Annotated in this window: 21 protein-coding genes, 1 pseudogene and 1 riboswitch; of the genes and pseudogenes, 12 read left to right on the top strand and 10 right to left on the bottom strand. The window is 62.0% G+C overall.

Translation table 11 applies throughout. The annotated features are described in order from the left end of the window. Positions 1–45: 45 nt before the first annotated feature. Positions 46–1188, top strand: a complete 1143-nt coding sequence (locus AD664_RS15605) for a hypothetical protein (protein ID WP_053147737.1) — start codon at positions 46–48, stop codon at positions 1186–1188. Further along, positions 1182–1943: a hypothetical protein gene (locus tag AD664_RS15600; RefSeq protein WP_053147735.1), complete on the top strand. Its 762-nt coding sequence runs from the start codon at positions 1182–1184 to the stop codon at positions 1941–1943. The genes AD664_RS15605 and AD664_RS15600 overlap by 7 nt, the downstream gene beginning before the upstream one ends. A 64-nt stretch (positions 1944–2007) precedes the next feature. Here AD664_RS15600 and AD664_RS15595 read toward each other — a convergent pair whose 3' ends face one another. Further along, positions 2008–2712, bottom strand: a complete 705-nt coding sequence (locus tag AD664_RS15595; RefSeq protein ID WP_053147733.1) for a hypothetical protein — start codon at positions 2710–2712, stop codon at positions 2008–2010. A gap of 164 nt (positions 2713–2876) precedes the next feature. On the opposite strand from AD664_RS15595, the gene AD664_RS15590 reads away from it, so the two are divergent. The 3 genes from AD664_RS15590 to AD664_RS15580 all read left to right on the top strand — a co-directional run bounded on the left by AD664_RS15590 (position 2877) and on the right by AD664_RS15580 (position 6446). Then, a complete protein-coding gene (locus AD664_RS15590) occupies positions 2877–3293 on the top strand; it encodes a VOC family protein (protein ID WP_053147731.1) in 417 nt (138 codons plus the stop codon). Between the two features lie 118 nt (positions 3294–3411). After that, positions 3412–4407 (top strand): TRAP transporter substrate-binding protein, encoded by a 996-nt coding sequence (locus tag AD664_RS15585; protein ID WP_053147729.1) that lies wholly within the window; start codon positions 3412–3414, stop codon positions 4405–4407. A gap of 131 nt (positions 4408–4538) precedes the next feature. Beyond that, a complete protein-coding gene (locus AD664_RS15580) occupies positions 4539–6446 on the top strand; it encodes an alkaline phosphatase D family protein (protein WP_053147727.1) in 1908 nt (635 codons plus the stop codon). A gap of 150 nt (positions 6447–6596) precedes the next feature. On the opposite strand, the gene AD664_RS15575 is transcribed toward AD664_RS15580, so the two are convergent. The 5 genes from AD664_RS15575 to AD664_RS15555 form a co-directional block, all read right to left on the bottom strand. After that, positions 6597–7097, bottom strand: coding sequence for a methylated-DNA--[protein]-cysteine S-methyltransferase (locus AD664_RS15575; protein WP_053147726.1), 501 nt, complete (start codon positions 7095–7097; stop codon positions 6597–6599). Between the two features lie 178 nt (positions 7098–7275). Next, positions 7276–10011, bottom strand: a complete 2736-nt coding sequence (locus AD664_RS15570; protein WP_053147725.1) for a LuxR C-terminal-related transcriptional regulator — start codon at positions 10009–10011, stop codon at positions 7276–7278. 344 nt (positions 10012–10355) lie between these two features. After that, a complete protein-coding gene (locus AD664_RS15565; RefSeq protein ID WP_053147722.1) occupies positions 10356–11720 on the bottom strand; it encodes a DUF1329 domain-containing protein in 1365 nt (454 codons plus the stop codon). Positions 11721–11745: 25 nt separating this feature from the next. Beyond that, a complete protein-coding gene (locus AD664_RS15560) occupies positions 11746–13602 on the bottom strand; it encodes a DUF1302 domain-containing protein (protein ID WP_053147720.1) in 1857 nt (618 codons plus the stop codon). Between the two features lie 329 nt (positions 13603–13931). After that, positions 13932–15614, bottom strand: a complete 1683-nt coding sequence (locus tag AD664_RS15555) for a fatty acid--CoA ligase (protein ID WP_053147718.1) — start codon at positions 15612–15614, stop codon at positions 13932–13934. A gap of 252 nt (positions 15615–15866) precedes the next feature. On the opposite strand from AD664_RS15555, the gene AD664_RS15550 reads away from it, so the two are divergent. Both AD664_RS15550 and AD664_RS15545 read left to right on the top strand, forming a co-directional pair. Beyond that, a complete protein-coding gene (locus AD664_RS15550; RefSeq protein WP_053147716.1) occupies positions 15867–16781 on the top strand; it encodes a glycosyltransferase family 2 protein in 915 nt (304 codons plus the stop codon). Continuing rightward, positions 16778–17398, top strand: coding sequence for a CatB-related O-acetyltransferase (locus AD664_RS15545; RefSeq protein WP_053147715.1), 621 nt, complete (start codon positions 16778–16780; stop codon positions 17396–17398). The genes AD664_RS15550 and AD664_RS15545 overlap by 4 nt, the downstream gene beginning before the upstream one ends. Positions 17399–17440: 42 nt before the next feature. Here AD664_RS15545 and AD664_RS15540 read toward each other — a convergent pair whose 3' ends face one another. Further along, positions 17441–18070, bottom strand: coding sequence for a LysE family translocator (locus AD664_RS15540; RefSeq protein WP_042730745.1), 630 nt, complete (start codon positions 18068–18070; stop codon positions 17441–17443). 247 nt (positions 18071–18317) lie between these two features. Here AD664_RS15540 and AD664_RS15535 point away from each other — a divergent pair, with 247 nt between their 5' ends. The 3 genes from AD664_RS15535 to AD664_RS15525 all read left to right on the top strand — a co-directional run bounded on the left by AD664_RS15535 (position 18318) and on the right by AD664_RS15525 (position 21161). Continuing rightward, the gene (locus tag AD664_RS15535) at positions 18318–19283 is read left to right on the top strand and encodes a 2-hydroxyacid dehydrogenase (RefSeq protein WP_053147714.1); all 966 of its coding nucleotides are present in this window, start codon (positions 18318–18320) and stop codon (positions 19281–19283) included. A gap of 33 nt (positions 19284–19316) precedes the next feature. After that, positions 19317–20315 carry a class I SAM-dependent methyltransferase gene (locus tag AD664_RS15530; protein ID WP_042730743.1) on the top strand — a complete coding sequence of 333 codons (999 nt, stop codon included), beginning with the start codon at positions 19317–19319 and terminating at the stop codon, positions 20313–20315. A 50-nt stretch (positions 20316–20365) separates the two neighbouring features. Continuing rightward, a riboswitch (yybP-ykoY riboswitch) is annotated at positions 20366–20486 on the top strand. Positions 20487–20576: 90 nt separating this feature from the next. After that, a complete protein-coding gene (locus tag AD664_RS15525; protein WP_042730742.1) occupies positions 20577–21161 on the top strand; it encodes a TMEM165/GDT1 family protein in 585 nt (194 codons plus the stop codon). Between the two features lie 124 nt (positions 21162–21285). Here AD664_RS15525 and AD664_RS15520 read toward each other — a convergent pair whose 3' ends face one another. Then, positions 21286–22101 (bottom strand): M48 family metallopeptidase, encoded by an 816-nt coding sequence (locus tag AD664_RS15520; protein ID WP_053147712.1) that lies wholly within the window; start codon positions 22099–22101, stop codon positions 21286–21288. A gap of 155 nt (positions 22102–22256) precedes the next feature. Between AD664_RS15520 and AD664_RS28215 the strand changes: the two are divergent. Together AD664_RS28215 and AD664_RS28210 are read left to right on the top strand one after the other, a co-directional pair. Beyond that, a pseudogene (locus AD664_RS28215) lies at positions 22257–23597 on the top strand (HAMP domain-containing protein); the annotation flags it as partial. A gap of 15 nt (positions 23598–23612) precedes the next feature. After that, complete coding sequence (locus tag AD664_RS28210) at positions 23613–24455, top strand: methyl-accepting chemotaxis protein (RefSeq protein WP_371260964.1); 843 nt, start codon at positions 23613–23615, stop codon at positions 24453–24455. Positions 24456–24983: 528 nt separating this feature from the next. Here AD664_RS28210 and AD664_RS15510 read toward each other — a convergent pair. Next, on the bottom strand, positions 24984–25310 hold the full coding sequence (locus AD664_RS15510; RefSeq protein ID WP_053147862.1) for an integrase core domain-containing protein: 327 nt from the start codon (positions 25308–25310) through the stop codon (positions 24984–24986). Beyond that, positions 25261–25480, bottom strand: a 220-nt coding sequence (locus AD664_RS28205; RefSeq protein WP_371260963.1) for a DDE-type integrase/transposase/recombinase, incomplete at its 5' end; no start/stop codon positions are given. The genes AD664_RS28205 and AD664_RS15510, both read right to left, overlap by 50 nt.

The following is a 25480-nucleotide window of genomic DNA, read 5'->3' as shown; positions in this document are numbered from 1 at the left end:
AAGCCTCTGATACCGTGCTGAAATCGTGATATGGACACTCGCCCAATGACTGCCACCCGCCGCCACCCTGAGTTCAATGAAAGGCCTGATCTTTTCGAACTCAAAGTCTATGTTGAAAGCGTGCTCGGTCTGAAGCTGCGCTTTAAGCCCTGGAAAGAGGCCAAAGTCCTTCCGTATGCCCTGCGGGACCGGTACGAGTTTTTCCTTACGGAACTATTCAACGTCGAGTGTCTTATCCTAAAGGAGCGTCCACAGCGTGAGGCCAGCGTCGCGGACGTCGCCAAGCATATACAAGCCATTCGCAACCTACCGGCGTACAACAAGTTACCCGGCACCGGTCATCTGATGATTTTTGTCACCGACACGCTTCCGAGCTATGACAGAAAGCGGCTGATAGAGAAACGTGTCCAATTTATCGTGCCAGGCAATCAACTTTTTCTGCCAGCATTTGGCATGGATTTGCGCGAGTACTACAGGCAGCGCCTGGAAAAAACCCAGGCCCTGAGCCCAGCCACTCAAGCCATGCTGATTCAGTGTCTGGTCAAGGGCTGGCAGGACAAGTGGCTGACAACCCGTTCCGCGTTCGAGAAATCCGTTAGCTACGCGAAAATGACCGTCACCCGAGCCATCAAGGAACTGACCGATCTGGATATCGTGCAACCTGGAAAGGAGATGGGCGAGAACGCGATTTTCTTTCACCTGGCACCCAGAGAAACTTGGGAGAAGGCGAAAGAGCACATGCGCACCCCGGTCAAAAAGACACTTTGGCTCAATGCCATACCCGAGGCTTCTGACATTCCGATGCTGCTGGCAGGAGAGTCGGCATTGGCTGAGATGAGCCTTCTCGCCAGCCCAAAAGTACCTGTCTTTGCCATGACGGCAGCACAGTTCGATAACATTCGAGCGCATGCTCAGTTGGAAATGAATGCAGCCCATGGAAAGGACTTCGGCCTTTGGAGCTCAACCTCAACAACGACGAATTCGAAACTGGAAAGCATCGCCCCCTACCGTGAAGTACCGCAAAACCATGCCATATGTTGCATCCAGGTGTGGAGCTACGAGCCGGTGCATAGCAACTCAGCCCCGGGCGCTGTCGATTCTTTTTCCCTCTACCTCAGCCTCAAGGATGACCATGATGAGCGCGTGCAAATGTGTCTGGATGAAATGATGGAGAACCTCACATGGTAGTCGGCGTAGAGCGGTTCAAGGAGTATTTCAAGGACTATCAGGACAGTTACATCCTGATTGGCGGCGTGGCGGCTTGGATGGTCATGGACGAGTTGGGAGAGACATTTCGACCGACCAAGGATCTGGATATCGTGCTGGTGGTCGAGGCGCTTGATCGTGCGTTTGTCAGCCAGTTCTGGGCGTTCATCAAGGATGGCGGATATACCATCCGCCAGAATGGAGGAGGCGACGGGACTTCTCCTGTTTTCTATCGTTTTCAGAACCCTCAGGACATATCCTTTCCGGTTCAAGTCGAGCTGTTTTCTCGTGTCCCCGATGGCCTGGATCACGAACAAGCAGCCCGGATGACCAAGATCCCTGTGGAGGAACAAGCAGCCAGCCTGTCTGCGATCATCCTTGACGACGAGTATTACCACTTCCTGCTAGACGGGGTTGATCGCACACAGCAAATCAGTCGCATCGGCGCTGATCGGCTCGTTCCCCTCAAAGCTCATGCGTGGCTTAACAAGAAGGCCCAACTCGAGAACGGCGGGCACGTGGACAGTCGTGATATCAAAAAACACTTTCGGGATGTGATCATGCTCGCTACCGGCCTGACTGAAGGAATGGCATTGCTTCCCGATCGACTGGCAGCCGACTTGAGGTCGTTTCTGGATCAGGTGCCTGCTGAACTTGCTTCAAACCCTCAGGGCTACAAGGGTGTCGACGGCGAACGCCTAATCAAGACCCTCCAAGCAGCTTTCAACCTCGGTTAATCAAGTTTTCCGCACGCTATCATAGCTGATGATAGCGTGCGGAAAACATGTTACCCGAATGCGACTACCGCTCAGCCTCCCCCTGTGGATAAACATCGCTGACATTCAATGACAATTGCGCAGCCACCTCATACCCGTCGGCCTTGCTGAAATTCAACTGGAACTCCTGATAAGCCGGGCCCGCCAGCCAGCGGTCGACCTGCAGGTCTTGGTACTTGGAGCTTTCACCCGGGGTGAGCTGCCCGAACAGCGGATACCCGGCATCGGCAAAGAGCCGGTCGGCCTCGAACCAGTCCATCTCCTTGTCGAGGCTCACATGAGGCCCGACGGCCGCCCAGGCATCTGGCGTGACCTTCTGGCCGACGTCCAGGAAGATCACCTTGCTCTCTTTCGCGCCAATCAGGAACGGCAGGTTCATCGGCGCCCCCGTGGAATCGAGCAGCTTGGATTTCATGCCGAGGTATTCTCCCCCACCGTTTTCCCTGCGTTCCCAGATCCGCCAATCGATCACGCTTTCGGGGTTGAAGCTGTTGTTGGTGAGGATGATCTTGTAGCGCTGTTTGAAGAGCACGACCGAGGCATCTTTATAGGGTTTGTAGAAGGACACTTTGGTGTGCTCGGCACCGACCCGGATGATGATCGGGGTTTTGCGGCTGGCGACACTGTCCCGGTATTGCTGGTAGGTGAAGAAGGCTGAAGCGATGGAGACGATCAAGGCCAGTGTTGCAATGGCGTCTGTACGGGTGAGGGTTCTGAACCAGTTCATCATGGGGTACGCATCCAGGCGTTCGGGGTGGTTGGGCTGATGGCTTCGCGAACAGGCTCGCCATCGTCTTCACAATGGCCCCTTCCCACAAGTCTTTACGGCTTGGTTTCTGCCTGTTCTCCACTAAGGTGATAGGAGCCCTGCCATTCAACGATCCTGAGGCCGCCATGAGGAACTTCACGATTCAGCACATCGATCACATCGTCCTGCGGGTCAAGGACATGGAGCGTAGCCTGGCGTTCTATACGTCGGTGCTCGGCTGCGAACTCAGGAAACGTCGGGATGACCTTGGCATGATCCATCTGGGCACAGGCGTCTCGATGATCGATCTGGTGGATGTCGAAGGGCCGCTGGGGCGCCCGGGCGGTCAGGCCGCCGATAAACAGCGCCGTAATGTCGACCACTTCTGCCTGCGCATCGAGCCCTTCGATGAAGCCGCGATCCTCGCGCACCTGGCGTCCAACGGCGTCGAGGCCGAGAAGGCGCAGGTGCGATACGGCGCGCAAGGCCAGGGCCCGTCGATCTACTGCCTCGACCCGGATGGCAACCAGATCGAACTGAAAGGCCCTGCTCAGGAGCCGTAAAAGGCGCCATTCAAGGTCCCCCTGCGTCGCCCGGCAGCCGACGGTTTTTCTCCTAGACTTGCAGTGTCTCGTTCTTGAACCACCGCGCCGCCCATCACAACGCAAAGGGAACTTCGCAATGCTCAAACGCCTGTGCAAAACACTCGCCTGCATGCTGGCCGTCAGTGCGCTGGGCACGGCCATGGCGGCCGAACCGATTGTCATCAAGTTCTCCCACGTGGTGGGCGAACAAACGCCCAAGGGCCAGGGCGCACTGCTGTTCAAGCAGTTGGTGCAGGAGCGACTGCCAGGCAAGGTCCGGGTCGAGGTGTACCCCAATTCCACGCTGTATGGCGATGACAAGGAGATGGAAGCCTTGTTGTTGGGGGATGTGCAGATCATTGCCCGGTCACTGGCGAAGTTCGAGCAGTACACCCGGACCGTGCAGTTGTTCGACTTGCCGTTCCTGTTTGACGACATTGCCGCCGTGGACCGCTTTCAACTGAGTCCCGAGGGCCAGAAGTTGCTCAAGTCCATGGAAAGCAAGAATGTCACCGGCCTGGCCTATTGGCACAACGGCATGAAGCAGTTGTCGGCCAACAAGCCCTTGCGCAGCCCCGACGACGCCCGTGGCTTGGTATTCCGGGTGCAGGTTTCGGCGGTGCTGGAAGAACAGTTCAAGGTATTGGGCGCCAAGGCCCAGAAGATGATTTTCTCGGTGGTCTACCAGGCCTTGCGCACGGGCCTGGTCAACGGTACGGAAAATCCTTATTCGAACTTCTACGACCAGAAACTCAATGAAGTGCAGAAGTACGTCACCGAGACCAACCACGGCGTACTCGACTACATGTTGATCACCACCTCAGACTTCTGGAACAACCTGCCGCCGGACATTCGCAGCGAGCTGGACAAGATCGTGATGGAGGTGACAGCCCATGTGAACCAGGAAGCGGACCGGCTGAACCAGCAGGACAAGCAATATGTGCTCGACGCCAAGACCACCGAGATCATTACCCTCACCCCCGAAGAGCGCAACGCCTGGCGCGACCGGTTGAAGCCGGTGTGGGCGACGTTCGAGAAGGCCATCGGGCCAGACCTGATCAAGGCCGCCGAAGCGTCCAATAAGCCGCAGTAACATCGCGGCGAGGGCCCTTCGTGCCCAGCGGCAACGAGCGCCTTCGCCACGGAACAAAGCTTGTCCTGTCCAGCCGCAAGGCACAGTGCGCTATGATCCCGGCCTTGCCCTGAACAGAGCCTGCGCCATCCATGTTGCCGTCTTCTGCTGACATTGCCTCTTCCCTGCCCCCCGTGCTGGTCGGTCCGCTGTTGCGGCGCCTGGAACCGACGCGGCTGGTGATGTGGCTGGTGGGCACGCGACCGCTGGCGTTGACGCTGCACATCGACGCGGTGGGCGATCTTGAGCTCGACGGGCCGCGGTGCACCGTGGTGCCGGTGGGGCAGCACGCGTTCGTCCATCTGATTGACGTGCCACTCGACAGCCCCCTGCCCCAGGACGTGCCGATCGATTACGACCTGCGGGTGGATGGCGCCCCGATTGCCGAATGGGCGCCGCACCTGTTGTATGGCGAGGCGCAGTGCCCGAACTTCATGCTGCATTCGCGCATCGAGCAACTGGTCCACGGCTCGTGCCGCAAGCCCCATTACCCGGCCAATGACGGCCTGCTGTGTGTCGACCGGCTGTTGGCACAGGACTCGGCACAACGGCCGGCGTTGCTGATGATGAGCGGCGACCAGGTTTACGCCGATGACGTCGCGGGCCCCATGTTGCGAGCGATCCATGCCTTGATCGAGCGCCTGGGCCTGTTCGAGGAATGCCTGGACGGTGCCGTGGTGCAAGACAGCGCCAGGCTCTACCGGCACCCGGCCAGTTATTACCATCGCGCCGATTTACTGCCGGCACTGGAGAGCAACGAAACCCTGCGCGAGCGCTTCTTTGGCGGGGCGCGCAAACCGATTTTCACCAGCAGCAGCGCCGACAATCACCTGGTGACGTTCGCCGAGGTCATGGCGATGTACCTGCTGGTGTGGTCGCCGGTGCCCTGGACGCTGGTCACCGTGGTGCCGCCCGAGCTGACCCCGGAGCGGCGCCAGCGCTATGACCTGGAACAGCAACGCATCGACGCCTTCAAGGCCGGACTGGGTGGCGTGGCGCGGGTGTTTGCGCACCTGTCGTGCTTGATGATCTTCGACGATCACGACATCACCGACGACTGGAATCTGTCCGCGCAGTGGGAGGAAACGGCCTATGGCCATCCGTTCTCCAAGCGCATCATCGGCAACGCCCTGATCGCCTACATGCTCTGCCAGGGTTGGGGCAATAACCCGGACGCCTTTGCCGACGTGCTCCAGCAAACCCTGGCCGTGACCGCCACCGCTCGCGACCGCTACCTCGACAGCGCGCCGCAGGACAAACTGATCGACACGCTGCTGGGCTTCCAGCAGTGGCACTACGTGATGCCGAGCACGCCGGCCCTGGTGGTGCTCGACACCCGCACCCGCCGCTGGCGCAGCGAGAACAACCTCAAGCAACCGTCCGGCCTGCTGGATTGGGAAGCCCTGAGCGAGTTGCAACAGGAACTGCTGGACCATCCTTCGGCGATCATCGTCTCGCCGGCGCCGATCTTCGGGGTGAAGCTGATCGAAACCGTGCAACGGGTGTTCAGTTGGTGCGGTTATCCGCTGTTGGTGGATGCGGAAAACTGGATGGCCCATCGCGGTGCGGCCCAAGTGATCCTGAACATTTTCCGACACTCGCGCACACCCGGTAATTACGTGGTGCTGTCAGGCGATGTGCATTATTCCTTCGTCTACGAGGTGCTGATCCCCCACCGCAAGGGCGGCCCGCGCATCTGGCAGATCACCAGCAGCGGCATCAAGAATGAGTTCCCGCCGACGCTGCTGGAATGGTTCGACCGCCTGAACCGATGGCTCTACGCTCCGCGCTCGCCCCTGAACTGGTTCACCAAGCGCCGCAGCATGCGCATCGTTCCCCATACCCCGGAACATGCAGAGGCCGGCGAGCGCCTGTGGAACTCAGCGGGGATTGGCCAGGTGTTCTTCAATGAACAGGGACAACCGGCACAGATCTACCAACACAACGCCAACGGCCAACCGCCAACCCGCATGCAAGCGCCGAAATCGCCACCGGGGTAAAGCCACTCCCATGTGGGAGCGGGCTTGCCCGCGAAGGGGCCGGTACATCCAACATCACCGCAAGCTGACCCTCCGCTTTCGCGGGCAAGCCCGCACCCACAATGGTTTGTGGCGAACGTTAATCCTGCGGCCAACCCGCTCCCGCAGTCTTCAGAATGCCAACTGGAGGGTTTGCTGGCCTTCGAGGCTGAGCAGGAACTGTTTGGCGGCCAGGCCACCGGCGAACCCGGTCAGGCTGCCGGAGCTGCCGATGACGCGGTGACAAGGAGCGATGATCGAGATCGGGTTACGCCCGTTGGCCGCGCCCACCGCCCGCACGGCAGTCGGTTGGCCGATCTGGATGGCGATGTCGCGGTAGCTGCGGGTCTGGCCGAAGGGGATGGTCAGCAATGCCTGCCAGACCCGGATCTGGAAGTCGGTGCCGGCAAAATCCAGTTCCAGCTCGAAACGGCTGCGCTGGCCGGCGAAGTATTCCGCCAGTTGGCGCTCGGTTTCCTTGAGGGTCGGGTGCTGGCTGTCCTCTTCCAGCGGCCCCAGGCGTACCCGGTTGAGTCGCTCGTTCTCCCACAGGATGGCCGCCAGCTTGCGCTCACGGGCGACGAGGGTCAGTTGGCCGACGGGGGATGGGATGGTTTTGTAGAGGGGTGGCATTGAACATTCCTTATCATGGACCGAGCGCTGTCGTGGCGAGGGAGCTTGCTCCCGCTGGGCTGCGCAGCAGCCCCGAGCAATAGCCTGGCACATCGCGCCTGCAGGTTTCAGGGTCGCTTCGCAACCCAACGGGAGCAAGCTCCCTCGCCACAGATGTTTGCGCGAGTCCGTACCTCATTCACCCCAACAACCCCAACGCCTTCGCCCGCGCCACCGCCTGGGTGCGGCGCTCGACGCCGAGTTTACTGTTGATATGGCTGGCGTGGGTCTTCACCGTATGCAGCGAAATAAACAATTGCTCGCTGATTTCCTGGTTCGAACAGCCCTGGGCGATCAATTGCAGCACCGCGCGCTCACGGCTGCTGAGGGTCTCGACCGGTGTCGAAGGCTCGGCCGGCAGGGCCACCGCCGACGGCAGGCGTTCGAGCAATTGTTCGCGCACAGGGCCGGGGGCGGCGTGCAGCAGCTGTTCGCGCAGCCATTCGCGGTGTTCGCCTAACAGCCATTCGAACGGCTGCAAGACACCGCTGGCAGCCGCTTCGAACGCCTGGGCCAGGGCGCGCCGCGCTTCGGGTTCGCGGCCAAGCCCAAGCAACAGGGCGACTTTCTGGTTGAGCGCCATCACGCTGAGCATCTGCCGGCCGGTTTGCTGACCCTGTTCGAGCAAGGCATTGAGCCGTCCCTCGGCGAGCATCGGCTGGCCACGGATGGATTCGAGCAGCGCCTGTTGCAGCTCGACATGCAGCGGCAGTTGCGGATGGAATTCCGGTGGCGCGGCGGCCCGTTCGCCGGTATAGGTCTGCCCCAGCCGCGACAGCCAGGCCTCGGCCAGGTCGGTGCGACCCTGGGCGAGCCAGAGTTCGCATTTGACCAGGGTGATCATCGCCAGGTAGTAGATCGGTGGCACGTCCCAGATGTGCATCAGGCGCTCGGCTTCGGCCAGTTCGGCGAAGGCCCGGGCGAACTCGCCGTTGTTGCCTTCGATCCGCGCGATCACACAATGACCGAGCAGCACGCTGATGTCGCGACAGGCCCGGGCTTCGGTCAGGCCGGCCTGCAACCGCGTCAACCCAGCCTGGGGTTGCATGCGCAAGGTCAGCAGGAAACCTTCGTACAGGGTCAGCCGCGCCCGCACCGCGTAAAGCCGTTGCGGCGACAGCGCGTGCAAGCGTTGCAGGCCTTGATGCACTTCATCCAGCGCCCGCTGGATCTCACCGCGGGCTTGCAGGACCCTGGCGCGATCGTAATGGGCCAGGGCCTCGAACAGCGGGTTGCCGACCCGTTGCGCCAGCTCCAGGGAATCGCGATTCAAGGCACGGGCGCGCCACAGGTCGCCGTCGGCAATCGCCAGGTTCGACAAGGTGGACAGGCACATCAGGCGTTGGCCATAGCGCTTTTGCGGCAGGCTTTCCAGCGCTTCGCTGCAATAGCGCACAGTGGCTTCGCGATCGCCGCGGCCACGGGCAACGATCCCGCTCAGGGCCAGCCATTGGGCGAGCATGGATTTCTGCGCGGTGGCCGACGGTGCCGGCAGGAACCGGCTCAGGTGCGCCGCCAACTCTTCGGCGGCGTCCAGTTGGCAGGCCAGCCCCAGCGCCCAGCTGTAGAGCACGATCAGTCGCGGGGTGCTGATGAGCAGGCTGTCGGGCAGGTCCATTTTCCAGCGCAACAACATGCCGACGTTCTGCTCGGCCAGCAGTTGCTCCTCCGAGAGGTTCTGCACCAGGTTCGCCGCCACGTCCAGGTGCCCGGCCCGCAGGGCCTGCTCCACCGCTTCGTCGATCAGGCCCTGGGCATTGAACCAGCGACAGGCGCGCAGGTGCAGGGTCGCGGCCGGGACCATGGCCGGCGCACTGGGACGGCTGCGCAGCAGGTCGGAAAACAGGTGGTGATAGCGGTACCAATGACCGTGCTCGTCCAGCGGCACTAGGAACACCTGGTGGGACGCCAGGTAGCGCAGGATCTCGGCGCTGTCGTGAGCCTCGCGCACCGCGTCGCACAACGCGCTGCAAAAGCGCTCCTGGGGGGCGGTGTCGTAGAGAAATGCCTGCACCTCGGCGGGCAGGCAATCGATGACTTCTTCGAGCAGGTAATCGCGGATCAGCCCTTCCCCGCCGTGCAGGGACTGCGGCAGCAGGCCTTCGGTGCCGGCCTCGGCGGCGGCCAGCAGCCAGAAACGCAAGCCGGCCACCCAGCCTTCGCTGCGCAGGATGAGATTATCCAACGCCTCGCCGCGCAATGAACTGCTGTGATGCTGGAGCAGGGTCTGGGCTTCTTCATGGGTCAGGCGCAAGTCCTGTTCGCTCAGTTCGAGCAGTTGCCGCGACAAGCGCAGACGCGCCAGGTGCCAGTCCGGCCGCTGGCGGCTGGTGACGAGCACCAACAGGCCTTCGGGCAGATGGTTGAGGAAAAATTGCAGGCAACGATCCAGCACCGGACCTTGGGCCAGGTGATAGTCGTCGAGTACCAGCAGCAATGGGTCGCGCGCTGAAAGATGGCTGGACAGCTCGTCCAGCAGGCCATCGAGCCACTCTTCAAAGGCAAAGGGTTGATGCCGCTGGCGCATCTTCAACAGCCCCAGCGCCCGACGGCCCAACTGCGGGAAGAACGCCTGGAGCCCTTCGAGCAGCCGCTCCAGGAAACGCCCCGGGTCGTTATCCCGGGCGCTCAACCCCAGCCAGAGGCTTTGCCAATGGGCCGGCAGGCTCTGGCAGAACTCCACCGCCAGGGAGCTTTTGCCGAACCCCGCCGGGGCGCTCACCAACAACAGCCGGCCGCCAAGCCCCGCACTCAAACGCTCGCACAACCGCGGCCGCACGACGTGGCCATCGGGCAAGGGCGGGCGGTAGAAACGCCCGTCCTGGACCGCGATGGCTGCGCGGGCAGAATCCGGAAGTGAAGACAAATCAGTCATGGCCGACTCTTGTTGAAAGGCGGATGGCGGCGTTGCAGATGTCCGCAGACTAGCGGTAAACGAGGAGGTATTGAAGCGAGTGCTACAAATGGCTACAAAAAGACTACACGCCGATTCACCTTCGCAGGACCGTCGGATATCACTTCTGTATCAAGGGAGCTTGCTCCCGCTGGACCGCGAAGCAGAGTGCTCAGGTGCCAGGTAAACAAGGTGGGTTGCCTTGGAGTTGCTGCGCAACCAGCGTGAGCAAGCGCCCTCGCCACAGGGCTTTGTGTTCGGAAAAAAAACGCCCCGAACCAGGTCGGGGCGTTTCTTCGAGGATGCGGCCTCGGGTAAAGCGGTTTTTAGCGAATGCCGTCCTGACGCAGTGCGTTAGGGGTGAAATCGGCCGTGCTGGCGGTGAAGCCGAAGTCGTAGGCCTGTTTCTCTTCGTTCTTCATGCCCAGCGCCAGGTAGCGGCCGGACTGCAGGTCGTAGAGGGTTTCCAGGGCGTACCACGGCACTTGCTTGTCGTAGTAGTTCTCGGCATGGGCCTCGGCCACGCGCCACAGTTGGCCACGACCGTCGTAATGGTCGATGACCGCGGCTTGCCAGGTGTCTTCGTCGATGAAGAAGTCACGCTTGGCGTAGATGTGGCGCTGGCCTTCCTTCAGGGTCGCGGTCACGTGCCAGACGCGGCGCAGCTCGTAGCGGGTCAGGTCCTGGTTGATGTGGCCGGCCTTGAGGATGTCGGCGTACTTGAGTTGCGGCGAATCGATCTTGTAGCTGTTGGCGGCGATGTACAGCTCTTTCTTGCCTTCGAGCTTCCAGTCGTAGCGATCCGGCGCGCCGTTGTACATGTCCAGGTTGTCGGAGGTACGCAGGCCGTCGGCGGCAGTACCCGGGCCGTCATAGGACACTTGCGGCGCACGGCGCACACGGCGCTGGCCGGCGTTGTAGACCCACGCCGAACGCGGCTCCTTCACCTGGTCGAGGGTTTCGTGCACCAGCAGTACGCCACCGGCCAGGCGCGCCGGCGCGGTCACTTGCTGCTTGAAGTAGAACAGGATGTTGCCAGGGTTGGCCGGATCGAAATCCTTCATCTTGTCGCGGAACACGAACTGGTCGCGGAAGTACACCAGGCTGTAGGAGCCGTTGGGTTGCGGCGTGGCCTGGGTCACCAGGCGTGTCACGCTGCCGCCGCGATAGCGGGTGATGTGGTTCCAGATCACTTCCACGCCGCTCTGGGGGATCGGGAACGGGATGGCCGTCTCGAAGTTTTCCAGGCCGTTGCCGCCGGACACCAGCTTGGTGTTCACGGCGTTTTTCTTGATCGAGGCATACACCTCGTCCGGCACCGTGGCACCGCGATGGGTCGGGTAGACCGGCATCTTGAAGGTTTCCGGGTAGCGCTTGAACATCGCGTACTGGCCCGGCGCGAGCTTGTCCTTGTACTGGTCGACGTTCTGCGCGGTGATGGTGAACAGGGGTTTCTCACTGGCGTACGGGTCGGCGAGGAAGCCCTTGCTGTCGACGGCGCCGGCATTCTTGGCCATGGGTTTCCAGGCCGAGATCGAACCGTCGGCATTGCCGGCCATTTCGGCGCCCATCGGCGTCAAGCTCTTGCCCAGTTTGTCGGCTTCGGCGGCAGGCACTGCCGCCATGACGCTGGCGGCCAGCAGGGACAGTCCCAAAACGCCGACCTGCAACAGACTCTTTGTTTTTTTCATAGTGTGTCGTCCTGAAATACGGTGCTTAGAAGGTCACGCCGACGCTGAGCGCCAGGAAGTCGCGATCGTCCACGGTGCTGAAATCGCCACCAAAGAAGTTGGTGTAGGCCAGGCTCGCGTTGTAGGTGTTCTGGTATTCGGCATCCAGCCCGAGGCTGACGGCTTTGCGGCCTTCCTCGAAGTTGCCGCCAGGGCCTGGCGAGTAGCCTTTGACGTCGTGAGACCAGGCCACGTTGGGCTTGAGGTTCACCCCGGCGAAGACGTCCGGGTATTCCCAGATGGCGCGCGCGCGGTAGCCCCAGGAGGTGGAGGTGGTGAAGCCGTCGTTGTTGCAGTTGCTGTTGACGTTGCCGATGGTCTGGCCGCCACCTGTTGCCGTCGAGGTGTTGAGCGAGTTACAGAAGTCATTGGGCAGTTTGCCCGGACCGAACACCGGGTCACGGCCGTAGCGCGCCTCGGACCTGCTTTCCAGGCCACCGACATGGGTAACGCCGATTTCGCCCACCAGGGTCAGGCGGCTGGCGCCCATGACCTGATCGAGGAAGTGCGTGAAGGTGGTCTGGAATTGCGTGATCTCTTTGCGATTGTAGCCGTGCAGGTCCTGGCCCGGCGTGCCCTGGAGCACCGACGCATTGCCAAACCCGGGTAGCGGCGTCACGCCGGCGAAGAGAATGTCGGTGGTGCTCAGTTGCACCGGTGCATTCGGGCGGTAGCTCAATTCACCGCTCCAGGCCGTGCCGGTGGGCAGCGTCGTGGAGAAGCTCAAGCCGTACAAGCGGATGTCTTCCGGGTACTCGACGAAATAGTTGGAATTACCCGCCACGATCAGCGGGCGCAATGCCGCGATGGGCCCGGCTGTGTAGAACTGTGGCGCAGCACCCTGGGCGCTGAAAATCGGCGCACGGCTGTGGTAGTTCATGAAGTAGGCACCGAACTCGGTGTCCAGCGGTTCGAACATGTACTTCAACGATGCGCCCCATTGGCCGCTGTCGCGGGCGTCGCGGTCCGGGCCACGACGCACCAGCACGCCTTCTTCGTTGATATCGACGCCCTGGCCTTCCAGTATCGGTAGGATAACGCCCGGAAGCGGAACGCTCGAACGCTTGTTCAACACCCGCAAGTTGTTGTCGCACCCATCGGCAATCACATCCGGCTGGGAGAAGAACGTGCCGCAGTTGTCGACCACGGTCTGGTCCCATTCCAACTGGTAGAACGCCTCGGCCGAGAGGTTGTCGGTCAGGCTCTGGGACACGTAGAACATGTTGACCGGGATCAGGCCTTCCTTGATCTCGGCACCGGGACGACGGAACGCGGACACATCGACCGGGTTGATGGAGTTGATGCCGCCCTGGATGAAGGTGCTTTCGCCCCAGCTGACGACCTGCTTGCCCAGACGGACCGAGCCCGGCTGATCGGCGATCGCGTAGTTATGGTAGACGAACGCATCGAGGATCTGCCCGCCGGAGGACTTGGCGCCTTCCTTGCGGTTGTTGTCGCTGATGTCCTTGTACAGGCGGCTTTCGTCCTTGAGTTCGAAGTCGTACCAGTACTTGCCACGTACGAACACGCCGGTATCGCCGTATTTCAGCTCCAGGTCATGGATGCCCTTGAAGATCTTCGAGAAGGTTTCCCCACGCTTGAAGTTCAGGTGGCCGTCATCGGAGGTCTGGGACAGGCCCTTGCCGCCGTTGTTGACGCCGATCAGGTCCTTGTTGGGCTTGGCCGTGGACCAGCTCGCGCCGACCGACAGGGACGAGTCGAACTGGCCTTCGATTTCACCGATGTTGAAGCTGACGCCGAAGGCTGGCCCGGCGAGCGAAGAGGCGAGACTGACCGCCAGAGGCAATTTTGCCCGGCGCCAGAACGTGGTTGCTGAGGTCATCGACGCTACTCCATTGCATTATTGTTATGGCAGTGGTTATCCAGGAATACCCCAACGGCTGGGAGCGGCAGCGTCCCGACATCCGTCGAAGTCGCATCACCCTTTCGTGCGTGCGCCCCGTTCCTGAAAAATCCGTCAACGGACTATAGCCAGCAGGTAGTACGGCTTGATCCCTCTAAAGTGTGATTTGCAGCCCCGACCACTCTGGAACAGTCCTTTCGCCAGGCCGACAGGTGTCGGCACGGCAAGGATGGCTGAAATTTGCGGTTTGACAAGGCAAGCGCTTGCTTGGTGGGGCTGCCGTGCCCTTTCGGGCACGGTAAAAAGGCTCAAAGCGTCGAGAGGAAAGTGCTGTTGTTGCTCTGCCATTCGGTGATGTCGACGCGGATGCGCTTCTTGTCGAGCTTGCCGACGCTGGTCTTGGGAATTTCAGTAACAAGGGCGATCTGGCTCGGAATCGCCCACTTGCTCAAGTGCCCCAGTTCGACGAACGGCTTGAGGTGTTCCTTGAGCTCGCGCGCCCCGATCTGATGCCCTTCGCGAATCACCAGCAAGGCAAACGGACGCTCGCCCCACTGTGGATCGGGGACGCCGACCACTGCTACTTCGCGTACCGCCACGTGACGGCTGATGAGGTCTTCCAGGTCCAGGGACGAGATCCATTCGCCACCGGTCTTGATCACGTCCTTGATCCGATCGCGGATGTCGATCACGCCCATGCTGTCGAGCGTGGCGACGTCACCGGTGTGCAACCAGCCGCCCGCCCAGAGCTCGGTGCCCTTCTGCGGCTCGTTGAAGTAGCCTTCGGTGAGCCATGGCGCACGCAGCACCAGTTCGCCCTGGGTCTCGCCGTCGGCAGGCAGGAAGCGACCCTCGGCATCGATAATCGCCGCCTCCACCAGCGGACCCGGCACGCCGGCCTTGATCCGGTAGGTGGTGCGCTCGTCCTCGCTGCCCGCGAGCAGTTCTGCGTTGAGGTGCGCGCAGGAAACCAGCGGGCCGGTTTCCGACATGCCATAGGCGGCGGTGAGCTGGATCCCCCTGGCCTTGGCCGTTTCGTAGAGGCTGCGGTTCAGGGCGCTGCCACCGATGACGATTTTCCAACCGCCGAAATCGGTGCCCTGGGCGCCCTTGGCGTTGAGGAGCATCTGCAGGATGGTCGGCACGCAATGGGAAAAGGTGACCTTTTCCTTGTGCCACAGCTGCACGAGGAGTTCAGGGTCGTAGCGGCCCGGATAGACCTGCTTGAGGCCGAGCATGGTCGCCACATACGGCAGGCCCCAGGCATGTACATGGAACATCGGCGTGATCGGCATGTAGACGTCATTGGTGCCCAGCAACCGCACGCTGTCGATGGACCCCATGATGGTCGCCACGCCCATGGTGTGCAGCACCAGTTGCCGGTGGGTGAAGTACACCCCCTTGGGGTTGCCGGTGGTGCCGGTGGTGTAGAACGTGGTGGCGACGGAATTTTCGTCGAAGTCCTGGAAGTCATGGGTGGGGCTGGCGGCGGCCAGCAACTGCTCGTACTCGCCCACCAGGTTGGGCAGCTCGGCGGTTTTTTCCGGCAGGTCGGTGAGCAGCAGGGTCTTCTCGACCGTGGTCAGGTGCCCGGCAATGGCCTGGTACAGGCCGACGAACTCGCTGTTGACCAGCACGAAGCGGTCCTCGGCGTGGTTCATGGTGTAGAGGATCTGCTCCGGCGACAGGCGCACGTTGATGGTGTGGATCACGGCCCCGATCATCGGGATGGCGAACATGCACTCCAGGTAGCGGTGGCTGTCCCAGTCCATCACCGCCACGGTATCGCCCGCCTTGACCCCGGCCTCGGTCAGGACATTGGCCAGGCGCGCGACCCGTTCGATCAGCGTCGGGTAGGTGTAGCGCAACTGGTCACGGTAGATGATCTCGCGGGTTTTCTCATAACGGGCACCGGACATCAGCAGTCGTTTGATCAGCAACGGATATTGATAAGCGCCTTCGGCTGGGGGAATAACGCGAGTCTGCAACATGGGAGTCCCTTTTCTGACTGCACGGTCTTGGCTGGAGGTAAGCACTCTAGAGGGCTTATACACCGACCAAATCAGCCAAAGGAATGATTTGGTCGGCCCATCAATGCTAGCCTTGAGCCATCTAGCACTCGGTTCCCGGGCCATTTGTACTAAACCTTGTCAGAACGGTCTTCAAAGGCGAGCATATGTCATCCGCTTTGTTACAAACCCCATGGACGAATAAAGATTGCCGCCTGGCCATTACGGAGAACAATGAGCACTGAATTAGCGCCTCCCCAGGCCACCGCGTCGCAAACGCCGCCGCTGGTTTCAATCGTGGCGCCTTGCTATAACGCCGAGAAGTACCTGGAAGAGGCCATTCACAGCATCTTCGCGCAGGATTACCCGAACTACGAAGTCATCGTGGTCGACGACGGCTCGACCGACAACAGCCTTGCCATGCTCCGGCAGTTGCAGCAGACCTATGACTTCCAGCTCTATTCCCAGGCGAACCAAGGCGTCAGCGCCGCACTCAACCATGGCCTGAAATACGCCAGGGGCGCGTATGTGTCGACGCCGGACCTCGATGACGTGATGTTGCCGCACTCGTTGCGCGTGCGCGCCGACTACCTCGACCATCATCCCGAGACGGGGTGTGTCGGCGCGCTGATCATCTACATGAACAGCAACGGCCAGGCCATCAAGGAACAACGCCGCACCACCACCCGGGTCTACACCTTCGACGACATCCTGCGCGAGGCCGTGGTGATTGGCGCGCCAACGGCGCTGTACCGCATGAGCGCCCTGCGCAGCGCCGACTTCTATGACCCATTGCTGCGGGTCCAGGACTTCCAGATCACCCTGCGCATCGCGCACCAAGGCTATGAAGTCCACGAGTTGCCCGTCACGGTCACGCGTTATCGACGCCACCCCGACAACCTGTCGCGAAAGTACAAGTTGATGCTCGAAGCGGACCTGGCGGCCATCGCCCCCTACCGTGATCATCCCGAGTACGAATCAGCCCGTATCGTGCTGATTCACAAGGCACTGAAGTACGCCGTGGTGGAAGACAAGAAAGACGCCTGGAAACTGCTGCGCAGCATTCCATGGCGTCACTGGAACAAGACCAGCCTGCGGCGTTTCCGGCGGCTGCTGCTGTCGCGCTCGACCGTGAGGTCCGGTTCGTGAAGTTTTTGCAGAAGCTCAAGGAGCGCAGGACCCGCAAGTACCTCAAGCGCCTGGAAAAGCTCGAAAGGGCCCCGGAGAAAATCCGCCTGCGCTACCCCCAGTATCAAGTCGGCGTCGGCACTTATGGCATCCCCGAGGTGACCGAGTTCGGCGACGACGCGGTGCTCAAGATCGGCGCCTACACCTCCATCGCCAACGGTGTGAAGATCCTTCTGGGGGGTGGGCATCGCATGGACTGGGTCAGTACGTTTCCTTTCCCACTGATGATCGACGAGGCCAGGCACATTCCCGGCAGCAACCCGACTAAGGGCGACGTGGTGATTGGCAGCGACTGCTGGATCTGCGCCGAAACGATGATTCTCTCCGGCGTGACCATCGGCCACGGCGCTGTCGTGGCCGCCGGTGCCGTAGTGACGCGTGATGTCGAGCCCTACGCCGTTGTCGGCGGCAACCCTTGTCGGTTCATCCGCTGGCGCTTCGAGGAACCGGTGCGCCAGGCCCTGCTGGCGTCAGCCTGGTGGGAGTGGCCACTGGAGGAGGTCAAGGCCATCTCGCCCTTGCTGTGCAGCGACGACCTCGAAGCATTCCTGGACTACGCCCGCCGACGCCAGGCCTGATGGGCAGATCACCCCGGGCATGAACCCGGGGCATTCAGCGGCTCAATGCATTTCGGTGAAGGCCAGTTTCACGCCAATGGCAACGAGCACCGCGCCCATGGTGCGGTCGAACCAGTGGCCCATGCGCGCAAAACCGGCACGCACCCGTTGCTGGCTGAACAACATGGCCACCAGACAGAACCACACCGCGGTCGCGACCGCCAGGTACACGCCATAGCCGGCCTGGACCGCCAGCGGCGTGTGCGGGTTGATCACCACGGTGAACAGCGACAGGAAGAACAGCGTGGCCTTGGGGTTCAGGCCATTGGTGATGAAGCCTGCGGTAAACGCCCCGCGAGCGCTGCGCTCGCCGACTTCCTTGTGCAGGTTTTCCGCGGTGGGCTTGGCCGGTTTCGCCCGCAGCGCCTTGAAGCCGATGTACAGCAGGTACGCGGCGGCGGCCCATTTCAGCGCGTTGAACAGCACGATCGATTGCGACACGATCAGGCCGATGCCCAGCAACGAGTAGCCCACGTGCAGGAAGATCGCCGTGCCCACGCCCAGGGCCGTCCAGGTCCCGGCACGCCGGCCATGGGTCACGCTTTCGCGCACCACCACGGCAAAGTCCGGCCCGGGACTGGCGACGGCCAGCAGGTGGATCAGGGCGACGGTGAGAAACTCGGTGAGGTACATGGGGGCTCCTTGGCGGCCATTCTCGTTAAGTGGAACATCGTGGCGAAACAGCTTTGTGGCGAGGGAGCTTGCTCCCGCTGGGCTGCGAAGCGGCCCCAGGGAGCCTGCGAGTGCTGCGCACTCGAACGGGAGCAAGCTCCCTCGCCACGGTCCGCTTCCTTGCCAGACATGCCCGGCGTCATGCCACAACGCATCTGATAGGCTCGCCACATTACGCCTTCGGTTCCAGACATAAAAGGTACAGCTGATGACAAACACCGCCCGCGCCGTTTTCCTCGATCACCCGTCCCTGGACCTCGGCGACCTGGACCTGGAGCCGCTGCGCAACTGCTTCGACACGTTGCAGTTGTTCGCCCGCACCACGCCGGAGCAGGTGGCCGAACGGCTCAAGGGCGCCACCGTGGCGATCACCAACAAAGTGGTGATCGACGCGGCCGCGATGGCCGCCAACCCCGGATTGAAGCTGATCCTGATCAGCGCCACCGGCACCAACAATGTCGATTTGGTGGCCGCCCGCAGCCATGGCATCACCGTGTGCAATTGCCAGGGCTACGGCACGCCGTCGGTGGCCCAACACACGATCATGCTGTTGCTGAACCTGGCGACACGATTGGCCGACTACCAGAAAGCGGTCGGTGCAGGTCGCTGGCAGCAGGCTTCGCAGTTCTGCCTGCTGGACTACCCGATCGTCGAGCTGCAAGGCAAGACCCTGGGACTGCTGGGCCACGGTGAACTGGGCAGCGCCGTCGGGCGGCTGGCCGAAGCCTTCGGCATGCGCGTCCTGTTGGGGCAGATTCCCGGACGCCCGGCCCGTCCAGACCGCCTGGCGCTTGACCAATTGCTGCCACAGGTCGATGCGCTGACCCTGCACTGCCCGCTCAACGAACACACGCGAAACCTTATCGGAGCCCGCGAACTGGCCCAACTCAAACCCGGCGCCTTCGTGGTCAACACCGCCCGCGGTGGCCTGATCGACGAACAGGCCCTGGCCGAGGCGCTGCGCAGCGGCCACCTGGGCGGTGCCGCCACCGACGTGCTGAGCGTGGAACCGCCAAGCCAGGGCAACCCCCTGCTGGCGGGCGACATCCCGCGCTTGATTGTCACCCCGCACAATGCCTGGGGCAGCCGCGAGGCGCGGCAGCGGATCGTTGGGCAAATGTGCGAAAATGCCCAGGGCTTTTTCAGCGGTACAGCGCGACGGGTCGTCAGTTGATAAACTGCCGCACTTTTTTTCAAGGAGCAGACCATGGACCCGCGCAGTGAAGTACTGCTTCGTCAGGCCGAGTTATTCCAGGGCTCGGTGCTGCTGGCCGGCTTGCCCGCCGACGACCTGCTCGGCCGCCTGCCCGACGCCCACGGCTGGTGCTGGCACGCTGGCGATCAGGCAGCGCTGGACGCGCGTTTCCCACAGCGCAGCCACTTTGGCGTCACCGTGCCCGAGCGCGGGTTCGACACTGCCGTGGTGTTCCTGCCCAAGGCCAAGGACCTCACCGACTACATCCTCAACGCCGTGGCGGCGCGCCTGGCCGGCCGCGAGGTGTACCTGGTCGGGGAAAAACGCAGCGGCATCGAAGGCGCGTCCAAGCAGCTCAACCCCTTTGGCAAGCCGCGCAAGCTCGACAGCGCGCGGCATTGCCAGTTGTGGCAGGTCACCGTGGCCAACGCCCCCGAGGCCAAGCCTCTGGAAAGCCTGGCCCAGACCTACGAACTGCCCCTGGCCGAAGGCCCGCTGACCGTCGTCAGCCTGCCCGGCGTGTTCAGCCACGGTCGCCTGGATCGCGGCAGCGCACTGCTGCTCGAACACCTGGACAAACTGCCCGGCGGCCATTTGCTGGACTTCGGCTGCGGCGCCGGCGTGCTCGGGGCGGTGGTCAAGCGGCGCTATCCCCACAACACCGTCACAATGCTGGACGTGGACGCCTTCGCCGCCGCCAGCAGTCGCCTGACCCTGGCGGCCAACGGCCTGGACGCCGAGGTGCTGACCGGTGACGGGATCGACGCCGCACCGATGGGCTTGAACGCGATCCTGAGCAACCCGCCATTCCACGTCGGCGTGCACACCGATTACTTCGCCACGGAAAACCTGCTGCGAAAAGCCGCGAAACACCTGAAAAACGGCGGCGAACTGCGACTGGTCGCCAACAGTTTCCTCAAGTACCAGCCACTGATCGAAGAGCACCTGGGTGCCTGCTCGATCAAGGCCGAGGGTCAAGGGTTTCGTATCTACCAGGCCAGGCGCGGCTGAGGCTTTTTGGAAAACAACGCTTGCCCTATCGGATTTGCCTAGGCAGAATCCGCTCCGTCCTAGGGGAGTAGTCTCCCGCGAGCGCCCTGCTCGCCCGGCATACGTCAACACACTTGGTCAGCAGACCATGGCGTATGCGGCCCAAGCGTCCACGCAGATGGTCGCTGGGTTTGACAAGACCTATGACACGCACACCTTACCCGGGGCGGGAAGGCTGTACGTGTCATAGCCGTGTCGACCCGCCCCTTTAGGAACCACCTGATGCTGGACTCATTTCTCGTACCTACCGCCATCGTTGCGTTGGCCGAAATCGGCGACAAGACGCAATTGCTCGCGCTCATCCTCGCGGCACGCTTTCGCAAACCCTGGCCAATCATCGCCGGCATCATCGCGGCAACGCTCGCCAACCATGCGGCCGCCGGGGCCGTGGGGGCCTGGGTGGGCAGTATCTTCTCGGATGCGGTCTTGCACTGGATCCTGGCGGCCAGTTTCGCGGCCACGGCGCTGTGGACCCTGGTCCCGGACAAGCTGGACGACGAGGAAACCACCACCGCCCGCACGTTCGGCCCATTCCTGACCACGCTGATCGCGTTCTTCCTGGCGGAAATCGGTGACAAGACGCAGATCGCCACGGTAATGCTCGCTGCGCAGTACCCGGAGCTGTGGCTGGTGATCATCGGCACCACCCTGGGCATGCTGATTGCCAACGTGCCGGTGGTACTGGCCGGCAACTTCGCGGCCGAGAAACTGCCCCTGAACCTGATCCGCCGACTGGCCGCCTCGGCCTTCTTCGTCCTGGCGGTTGTCGCGGTGTACAAGGCGATGCAGAGCAGCGGGTGGGTTTAAAGAGGCGTCGTGGCGAGGGAGCTTGCTCCCGATCGGCTGCGCAGCAGTCGCCAGTTGGGCCTGCTGCGCAGTCCAGCGGGAGCAAGCTCCCTCGCCACAAAAGCACATCAGCGCATGACGCGGGTTACTTCTTGGCCTGCTGGTAAAGCGGCATCACCTTCGGAATGGCCGCCTGCAACGAAGCGATCCGGCTGCTGGACGCCGGGTGCGTGCTCATGAACTCCGGCGGCGCGCCTTCCGAGGCCTTGCTCATCTTGTTCCACAAGGTGATCGCGGCGTTCGGGTTGTAACCGGCACGGGCGGCGAGTTCGAGGCCGATCAGGTCGGCTTCGTTCTCGTTGGCACGGCTGTTGGGCAGGGTCATGCCATAGTTGGCCACGGTGTCGGCCAGCGCCAGGCTGTCCTGGCCCAGGCCGAACAAGGCACCGGCGCCCTGCTTGGCCATCTCGATGCCGTAGGCCTTGGACATCGCCTCACGACCGTGCTCGCGCAGGGCGTGGGCGATTTCATGGCCCATGACCGCAGCGATTTCATCGTCGGTCAGTTGCAGCGAATCGATCAACCCGGTGTAGAAAATGATCTTGCCGCCAGGCCCGCAGTTGGCGTTGAGCTCGTCGCTCTTGATCAGGTTCACTTCCCACTTCCATTGCGCCGAGTCCGGACGGAACACCGGCGCCTGGGCGATCAGTCGGCTGGCAATGGCCTGCACGCGCTTGGCTTCATTGCTGGTCTTGTCCAACGCACCCTGGGTGCTCGCCTCGCCCACCGTCTTCTGGTAGGACTGGGCATACATCTGGTTGACCTCGTCGGTCGACAACATGCTGAACATGTACTGCTTGCGCTCTACGCCCACGGCTCCGCCGCTGGTGGTATTCACCGATTGGCAACCGGCGAGCAGAAGGCCCGCGCTCAGTACACTCACCATCAATGTCTTGTGCATATAAGAAGCTCCCTGGAAACGTGGGCGTATCCTAGGCGGTGATTTGTATCGGCGCCAGATACATCACGACGGATTACAATTTTTCGCGCAGCCCCCCACCCCGTCCATTTGCGACACCCACCCCTCCAAAACAGTCATCCGACGAATAGCGCCTTATGCCGGGGCAGCCAAACGCCGATACAGGTTCCAGACGTCATCCTGCGTCCGGAGCCTTTATGAAATTCAAATCGATCCAGTTTTCCGTGGCGGCCCTGGCGGGTGCCATCGTTCTCAGCGTGGTCGGCGCCCTGGTGCTGTACGCGTTGTTTGCGGGTGCCCGCACCCAGGAGATGGTGCAACAGCGGACCAAGGCGCAATTCGAACAACTCATCGAACAGCGCCTCAGCGCCCTGGCCCGTACCCAGGCCAGCTTGATCCAACGGGAACTGGAGGCGCCGCTGCAACTGGCCAAGGGTCTTGCCACCACAAACGCACTGATGGGCATGAAGGGCGCGGACGGCAACCCGTCCTTGAAGGTGCCCCGCGAGCAGATGATCAGCCTGCTGCGCGAAACCGTGGTGCGCAATCCCAAGGTCCTGGGCGCCTACATCGCCTGGGAACCGAACGCCATCGATCACGACGACGCCAGCTACGCGAACAGCCAGGTGGTGGGCATGGAAACCAACGGGCGCTTCCTGCCCTGGTGGTTTCGCAACCAGGACGGCACCCTCGGCCTGGAAAAACTCGCCGACGTGACCGACCAGAAACTGCTCTCCACCGGCATCCGCGCCAGTGAGTACTACCTGTGCTCACAGGACAGCCGCAAGGCCTGCGTGATCGACCCGGCGCCCTACCGGGTTGGCGACACCATGACCATGCTCGCCTCGTTCATCGAACCGATCCTCATCGACGGCAAGTTCCAGGGCATTGTCGGGGCCGACCTGTCGGTGAACTTCATCCAGGACATGCTCGTGGCCGCCGACGGCAAGCTGTACGACGGCGCCGGGGAAATGGCCCTGCTCTCGAGCAACAACCGCTTCGTGGCCTTCACCAAGGACCCGAGCAAACTCGGAGAGAAAGCCAGCGACCTGCTCGACGCCAGCGAACTGGACAACCTGGGCAAGCTTGGCAACGGCGAAGTGCGCTACGACGTCGATGAAGAACACGGGCATATCGAGGTGTACATGCCATTCGGCATTGGCGAAACCAACGCGCGTTGGACGCTGATGCTGCAACTGCCGCTGAACGCGGTGATGGCTGACCTGCAAGCGTTGCAGAACGACCTCGACCACCAGCGCCAGGCGGATATTTTCGGCATGGCGATGGTGGGCCTGGTGATCGCCGGGATCGGCTTGCTGGTGATCTGGCTGGTGGGCCATGGCATTGCCCGACCGCTCAAGCAGATGGTGGCGATGCTCGATGACATCGCCCAGGGCGAAGGCGACCTGACCCGTCGCCTGGTGAGCGACCGCGCCGATGAGCTGGGCTCGATCGCCAAGGGCTTCAACACCTTCCTGAGCAAGTTGCAGGGGATGATCACGCAGGTGGTGACCTCGGTGCAGAGCGTCAGCGATTCGTCGGAACACACCGCCGACATCGCCATCCGCACCAACCAGGGCGTGCACAAGCAAATGTCGGAGATCGACCAGGTGGCCACCGCCGTACAGGAAATGACCGCCACCGCCCAGGACGTGGCCCGCAATGCGACCCAGGCCGCGCAGGCTGCCAGCCACGCCGACCAGGCCGCCAGCCAGGGCATGCAGATTGTCCAGGACACCTCCACGGCCATTGGGGCCCTGGCAACGGAAATCGGCAAGGCCGTAAGCGTGGTGCAGACCCTGGCCAAGGACAGCGAGAACATCAACGCGATCCTCACCGCCATTCGCGGGATCGCCGAGCAGACCAACCTGCTCGCCCTCAACGCGGCCATCGAGGCAGCCCGTGCCGGTGAACAAGGGCGCGGCTTCGCCGTGGTGGCCGATGAGGTGCGTAACCTGGCACAGAAGACGCAACAGGCCACCGAAGAAATCCAGGCGATGATCCAGCAGTTGCAACAAGGCACCCGGGATGTGGTGCGGGTGATGGAAGACAGCCAGCACCGCACCGATGAAAGCGTGCAGCACGCGGCGAAGGCGGCCCAGGCCCTGGAGACGATCACCCAGGCGGTGTCGGTGATCAACGACATGAACACCCAGATCGCCAGCGCCGCCGAGGAACAGAGCGCCGTGGCCGATGACATCAACCGCAATGTGATCAACATCGGCCAGGTGGCGAATGAAGTCGCAAGCGGCGCGGACGAGTCCAGCGCCGCCAGCGCCGGGCTGACCAAGTTGGCGGAGCAGCAGCGGCGGTTGATCAATCAGTTCAGGGTTTAACAGAAAAGCCCCGTGGGAGCGGGCTTGCCCGCGAAGGCGCTGCTCGGCTTGCAAAGATGTTGGATGTACCGGCCCCTTCGCGGGCAAGCCCGCTCCCACAGTCACTCGGGTTGGCCGCAGGATTAACGTTCGCCACAACCCCATTGTGGGAGCGGGCTTGCTCGCGAAGGCGCTGGGTCAGCTTGCAAAGATGTTGGATGTACCTGCCTCTTCGCGGGCAAGCCCGCTCCCACAGGCACTCGGGTTGGCCGCAGGATTAACGTTCGCCACAACCCCATTGTGGGAGCGGGCTTGCTCGCGAAGGCGCTGGGTCAGCTTGCAAAGATGTTGGATGTACCTGCCTCTTCGCGGGCAAGCCCGCTCCCACAGTCACTCGGGTTGGCCGCAGGATTAACGTTCGCCACAACCCCATTGTGGGAGGGGGCTTGCTCGCGAAGGCGCTGGGTCAGCTTGCAAAGATGTTGGATGTACCTGCCTCTTCGCGGGCAAGCTGAACTGGTCAAGTAATTCTGGACACCAGTTAAGGTTTCACGCCGCCAGTTTCTCCATAGCTACCGGCGACCGATAGTCGTTGTAGCTATGGAGCCTGACGTTGTTGTAACGCATCACATAACGCTGCACATCCACGCGGGCGTCATGCTCCGAGCTGTAGCCATCTTCTGGCACCCACTCTGATTTCAGGCTCCCAAAGAAACGCTCCATCGGGGCGTTGTCCCAGCACTCACCTTTGCGACTCATGCTTTGCAGGAGTCCATGCTTGCGCATCTCATTCCTGAATTTGTGGCTGGTGTATTGGCAACCTTGATCAGAATGAAACAGCACCTCTTTTGGACGGCCTCGCAATTGCACCGCCATCCGCAACGCTTCGCAGGTCAGAGTCATCGGAAATCATTGAAAACGACCACCCCACGATCCTGCGAGCAAACAAATCCAGTACTGCCGCGAAGTACATCCAGCGCTTACCCACCTTGATGTACGTCACATCACCACACCACACCTGATTGATCGCCGTGACATTAAACTTG

The organism is Pseudomonas sp. P97.38 (assembly GCF_001269745.1).
GTDB classification, from domain to species: domain Bacteria; phylum Pseudomonadota; class Gammaproteobacteria; order Pseudomonadales; family Pseudomonadaceae; genus Aquipseudomonas; species Aquipseudomonas chlororaphis_E.
The sequence above is the reverse complement of the archived record's forward strand: the minus strand, read 5'-3'. Positions and strand labels throughout refer to the sequence as shown.

Bases quoted from the DNA above. Each gene is read 5' to 3' on its own strand.
- AD664_RS15605 (WP_053147737.1), top strand. From the start codon at position 46: ATGACTGCCACCCGCCGCCACCCTGAGTTCAATGAAAGGCCTGATCTT.
- AD664_RS15600 (WP_053147735.1), top strand. From the start codon at position 1,182: ATGGTAGTCGGCGTAGAGCGGTTCAAGGAGTATTTCAAGGACTATCAG.
- AD664_RS15595 (WP_053147733.1), bottom strand. From the start codon at position 2,712: ATGATGAACTGGTTCAGAACCCTCACCCGTACAGACGCCATTGCAACA.
- AD664_RS15590 (WP_053147731.1), top strand. From the start codon at position 2,877: ATGAGGAACTTCACGATTCAGCACATCGATCACATCGTCCTGCGGGTC.
- AD664_RS15585 (WP_053147729.1), top strand. From the start codon at position 3,412: ATGCTCAAACGCCTGTGCAAAACACTCGCCTGCATGCTGGCCGTCAGT.
- AD664_RS15580 (WP_053147727.1), top strand. From the start codon at position 4,539: ATGTTGCCGTCTTCTGCTGACATTGCCTCTTCCCTGCCCCCCGTGCTG.
- AD664_RS15575 (WP_053147726.1), bottom strand. From the start codon at position 7,097: ATGCCACCCCTCTACAAAACCATCCCATCCCCCGTCGGCCAACTGACC.
- AD664_RS15570 (WP_053147725.1), bottom strand. From the start codon at position 10,011: ATGACTGATTTGTCTTCACTTCCGGATTCTGCCCGCGCAGCCATCGCG.
- AD664_RS15565 (WP_053147722.1), bottom strand. From the start codon at position 11,720: ATGAAAAAAACAAAGAGTCTGTTGCAGGTCGGCGTTTTGGGACTGTCC.
- AD664_RS15560 (WP_053147720.1), bottom strand. From the start codon at position 13,602: ATGACCTCAGCAACCACGTTCTGGCGCCGGGCAAAATTGCCTCTGGCG.
- AD664_RS15555 (WP_053147718.1), bottom strand. From the start codon at position 15,614: ATGTTGCAGACTCGCGTTATTCCCCCAGCCGAAGGCGCTTATCAATAT.
- AD664_RS15550 (WP_053147716.1), top strand. From the start codon at position 15,867: ATGAGCACTGAATTAGCGCCTCCCCAGGCCACCGCGTCGCAAACGCCG.
- AD664_RS15540 (WP_042730745.1), bottom strand. From the start codon at position 18,070: ATGTACCTCACCGAGTTTCTCACCGTCGCCCTGATCCACCTGCTGGCC.
- AD664_RS15535 (WP_053147714.1), top strand. From the start codon at position 18,318: ATGACAAACACCGCCCGCGCCGTTTTCCTCGATCACCCGTCCCTGGAC.
- AD664_RS15530 (WP_042730743.1), top strand. From the start codon at position 19,317: ATGGACCCGCGCAGTGAAGTACTGCTTCGTCAGGCCGAGTTATTCCAG.
- AD664_RS15525 (WP_042730742.1), top strand. From the start codon at position 20,577: ATGCTGGACTCATTTCTCGTACCTACCGCCATCGTTGCGTTGGCCGAA.
- AD664_RS15520 (WP_053147712.1), bottom strand. From the start codon at position 22,101: ATGCACAAGACATTGATGGTGAGTGTACTGAGCGCGGGCCTTCTGCTC.
- AD664_RS28210 (WP_371260964.1), top strand. From the start codon at position 23,613: ATGATCACGCAGGTGGTGACCTCGGTGCAGAGCGTCAGCGATTCGTCG.
- AD664_RS15510 (WP_053147862.1), bottom strand. From the start codon at position 25,310: ATGGCGGTGCAATTGCGAGGCCGTCCAAAAGAGGTGCTGTTTCATTCT.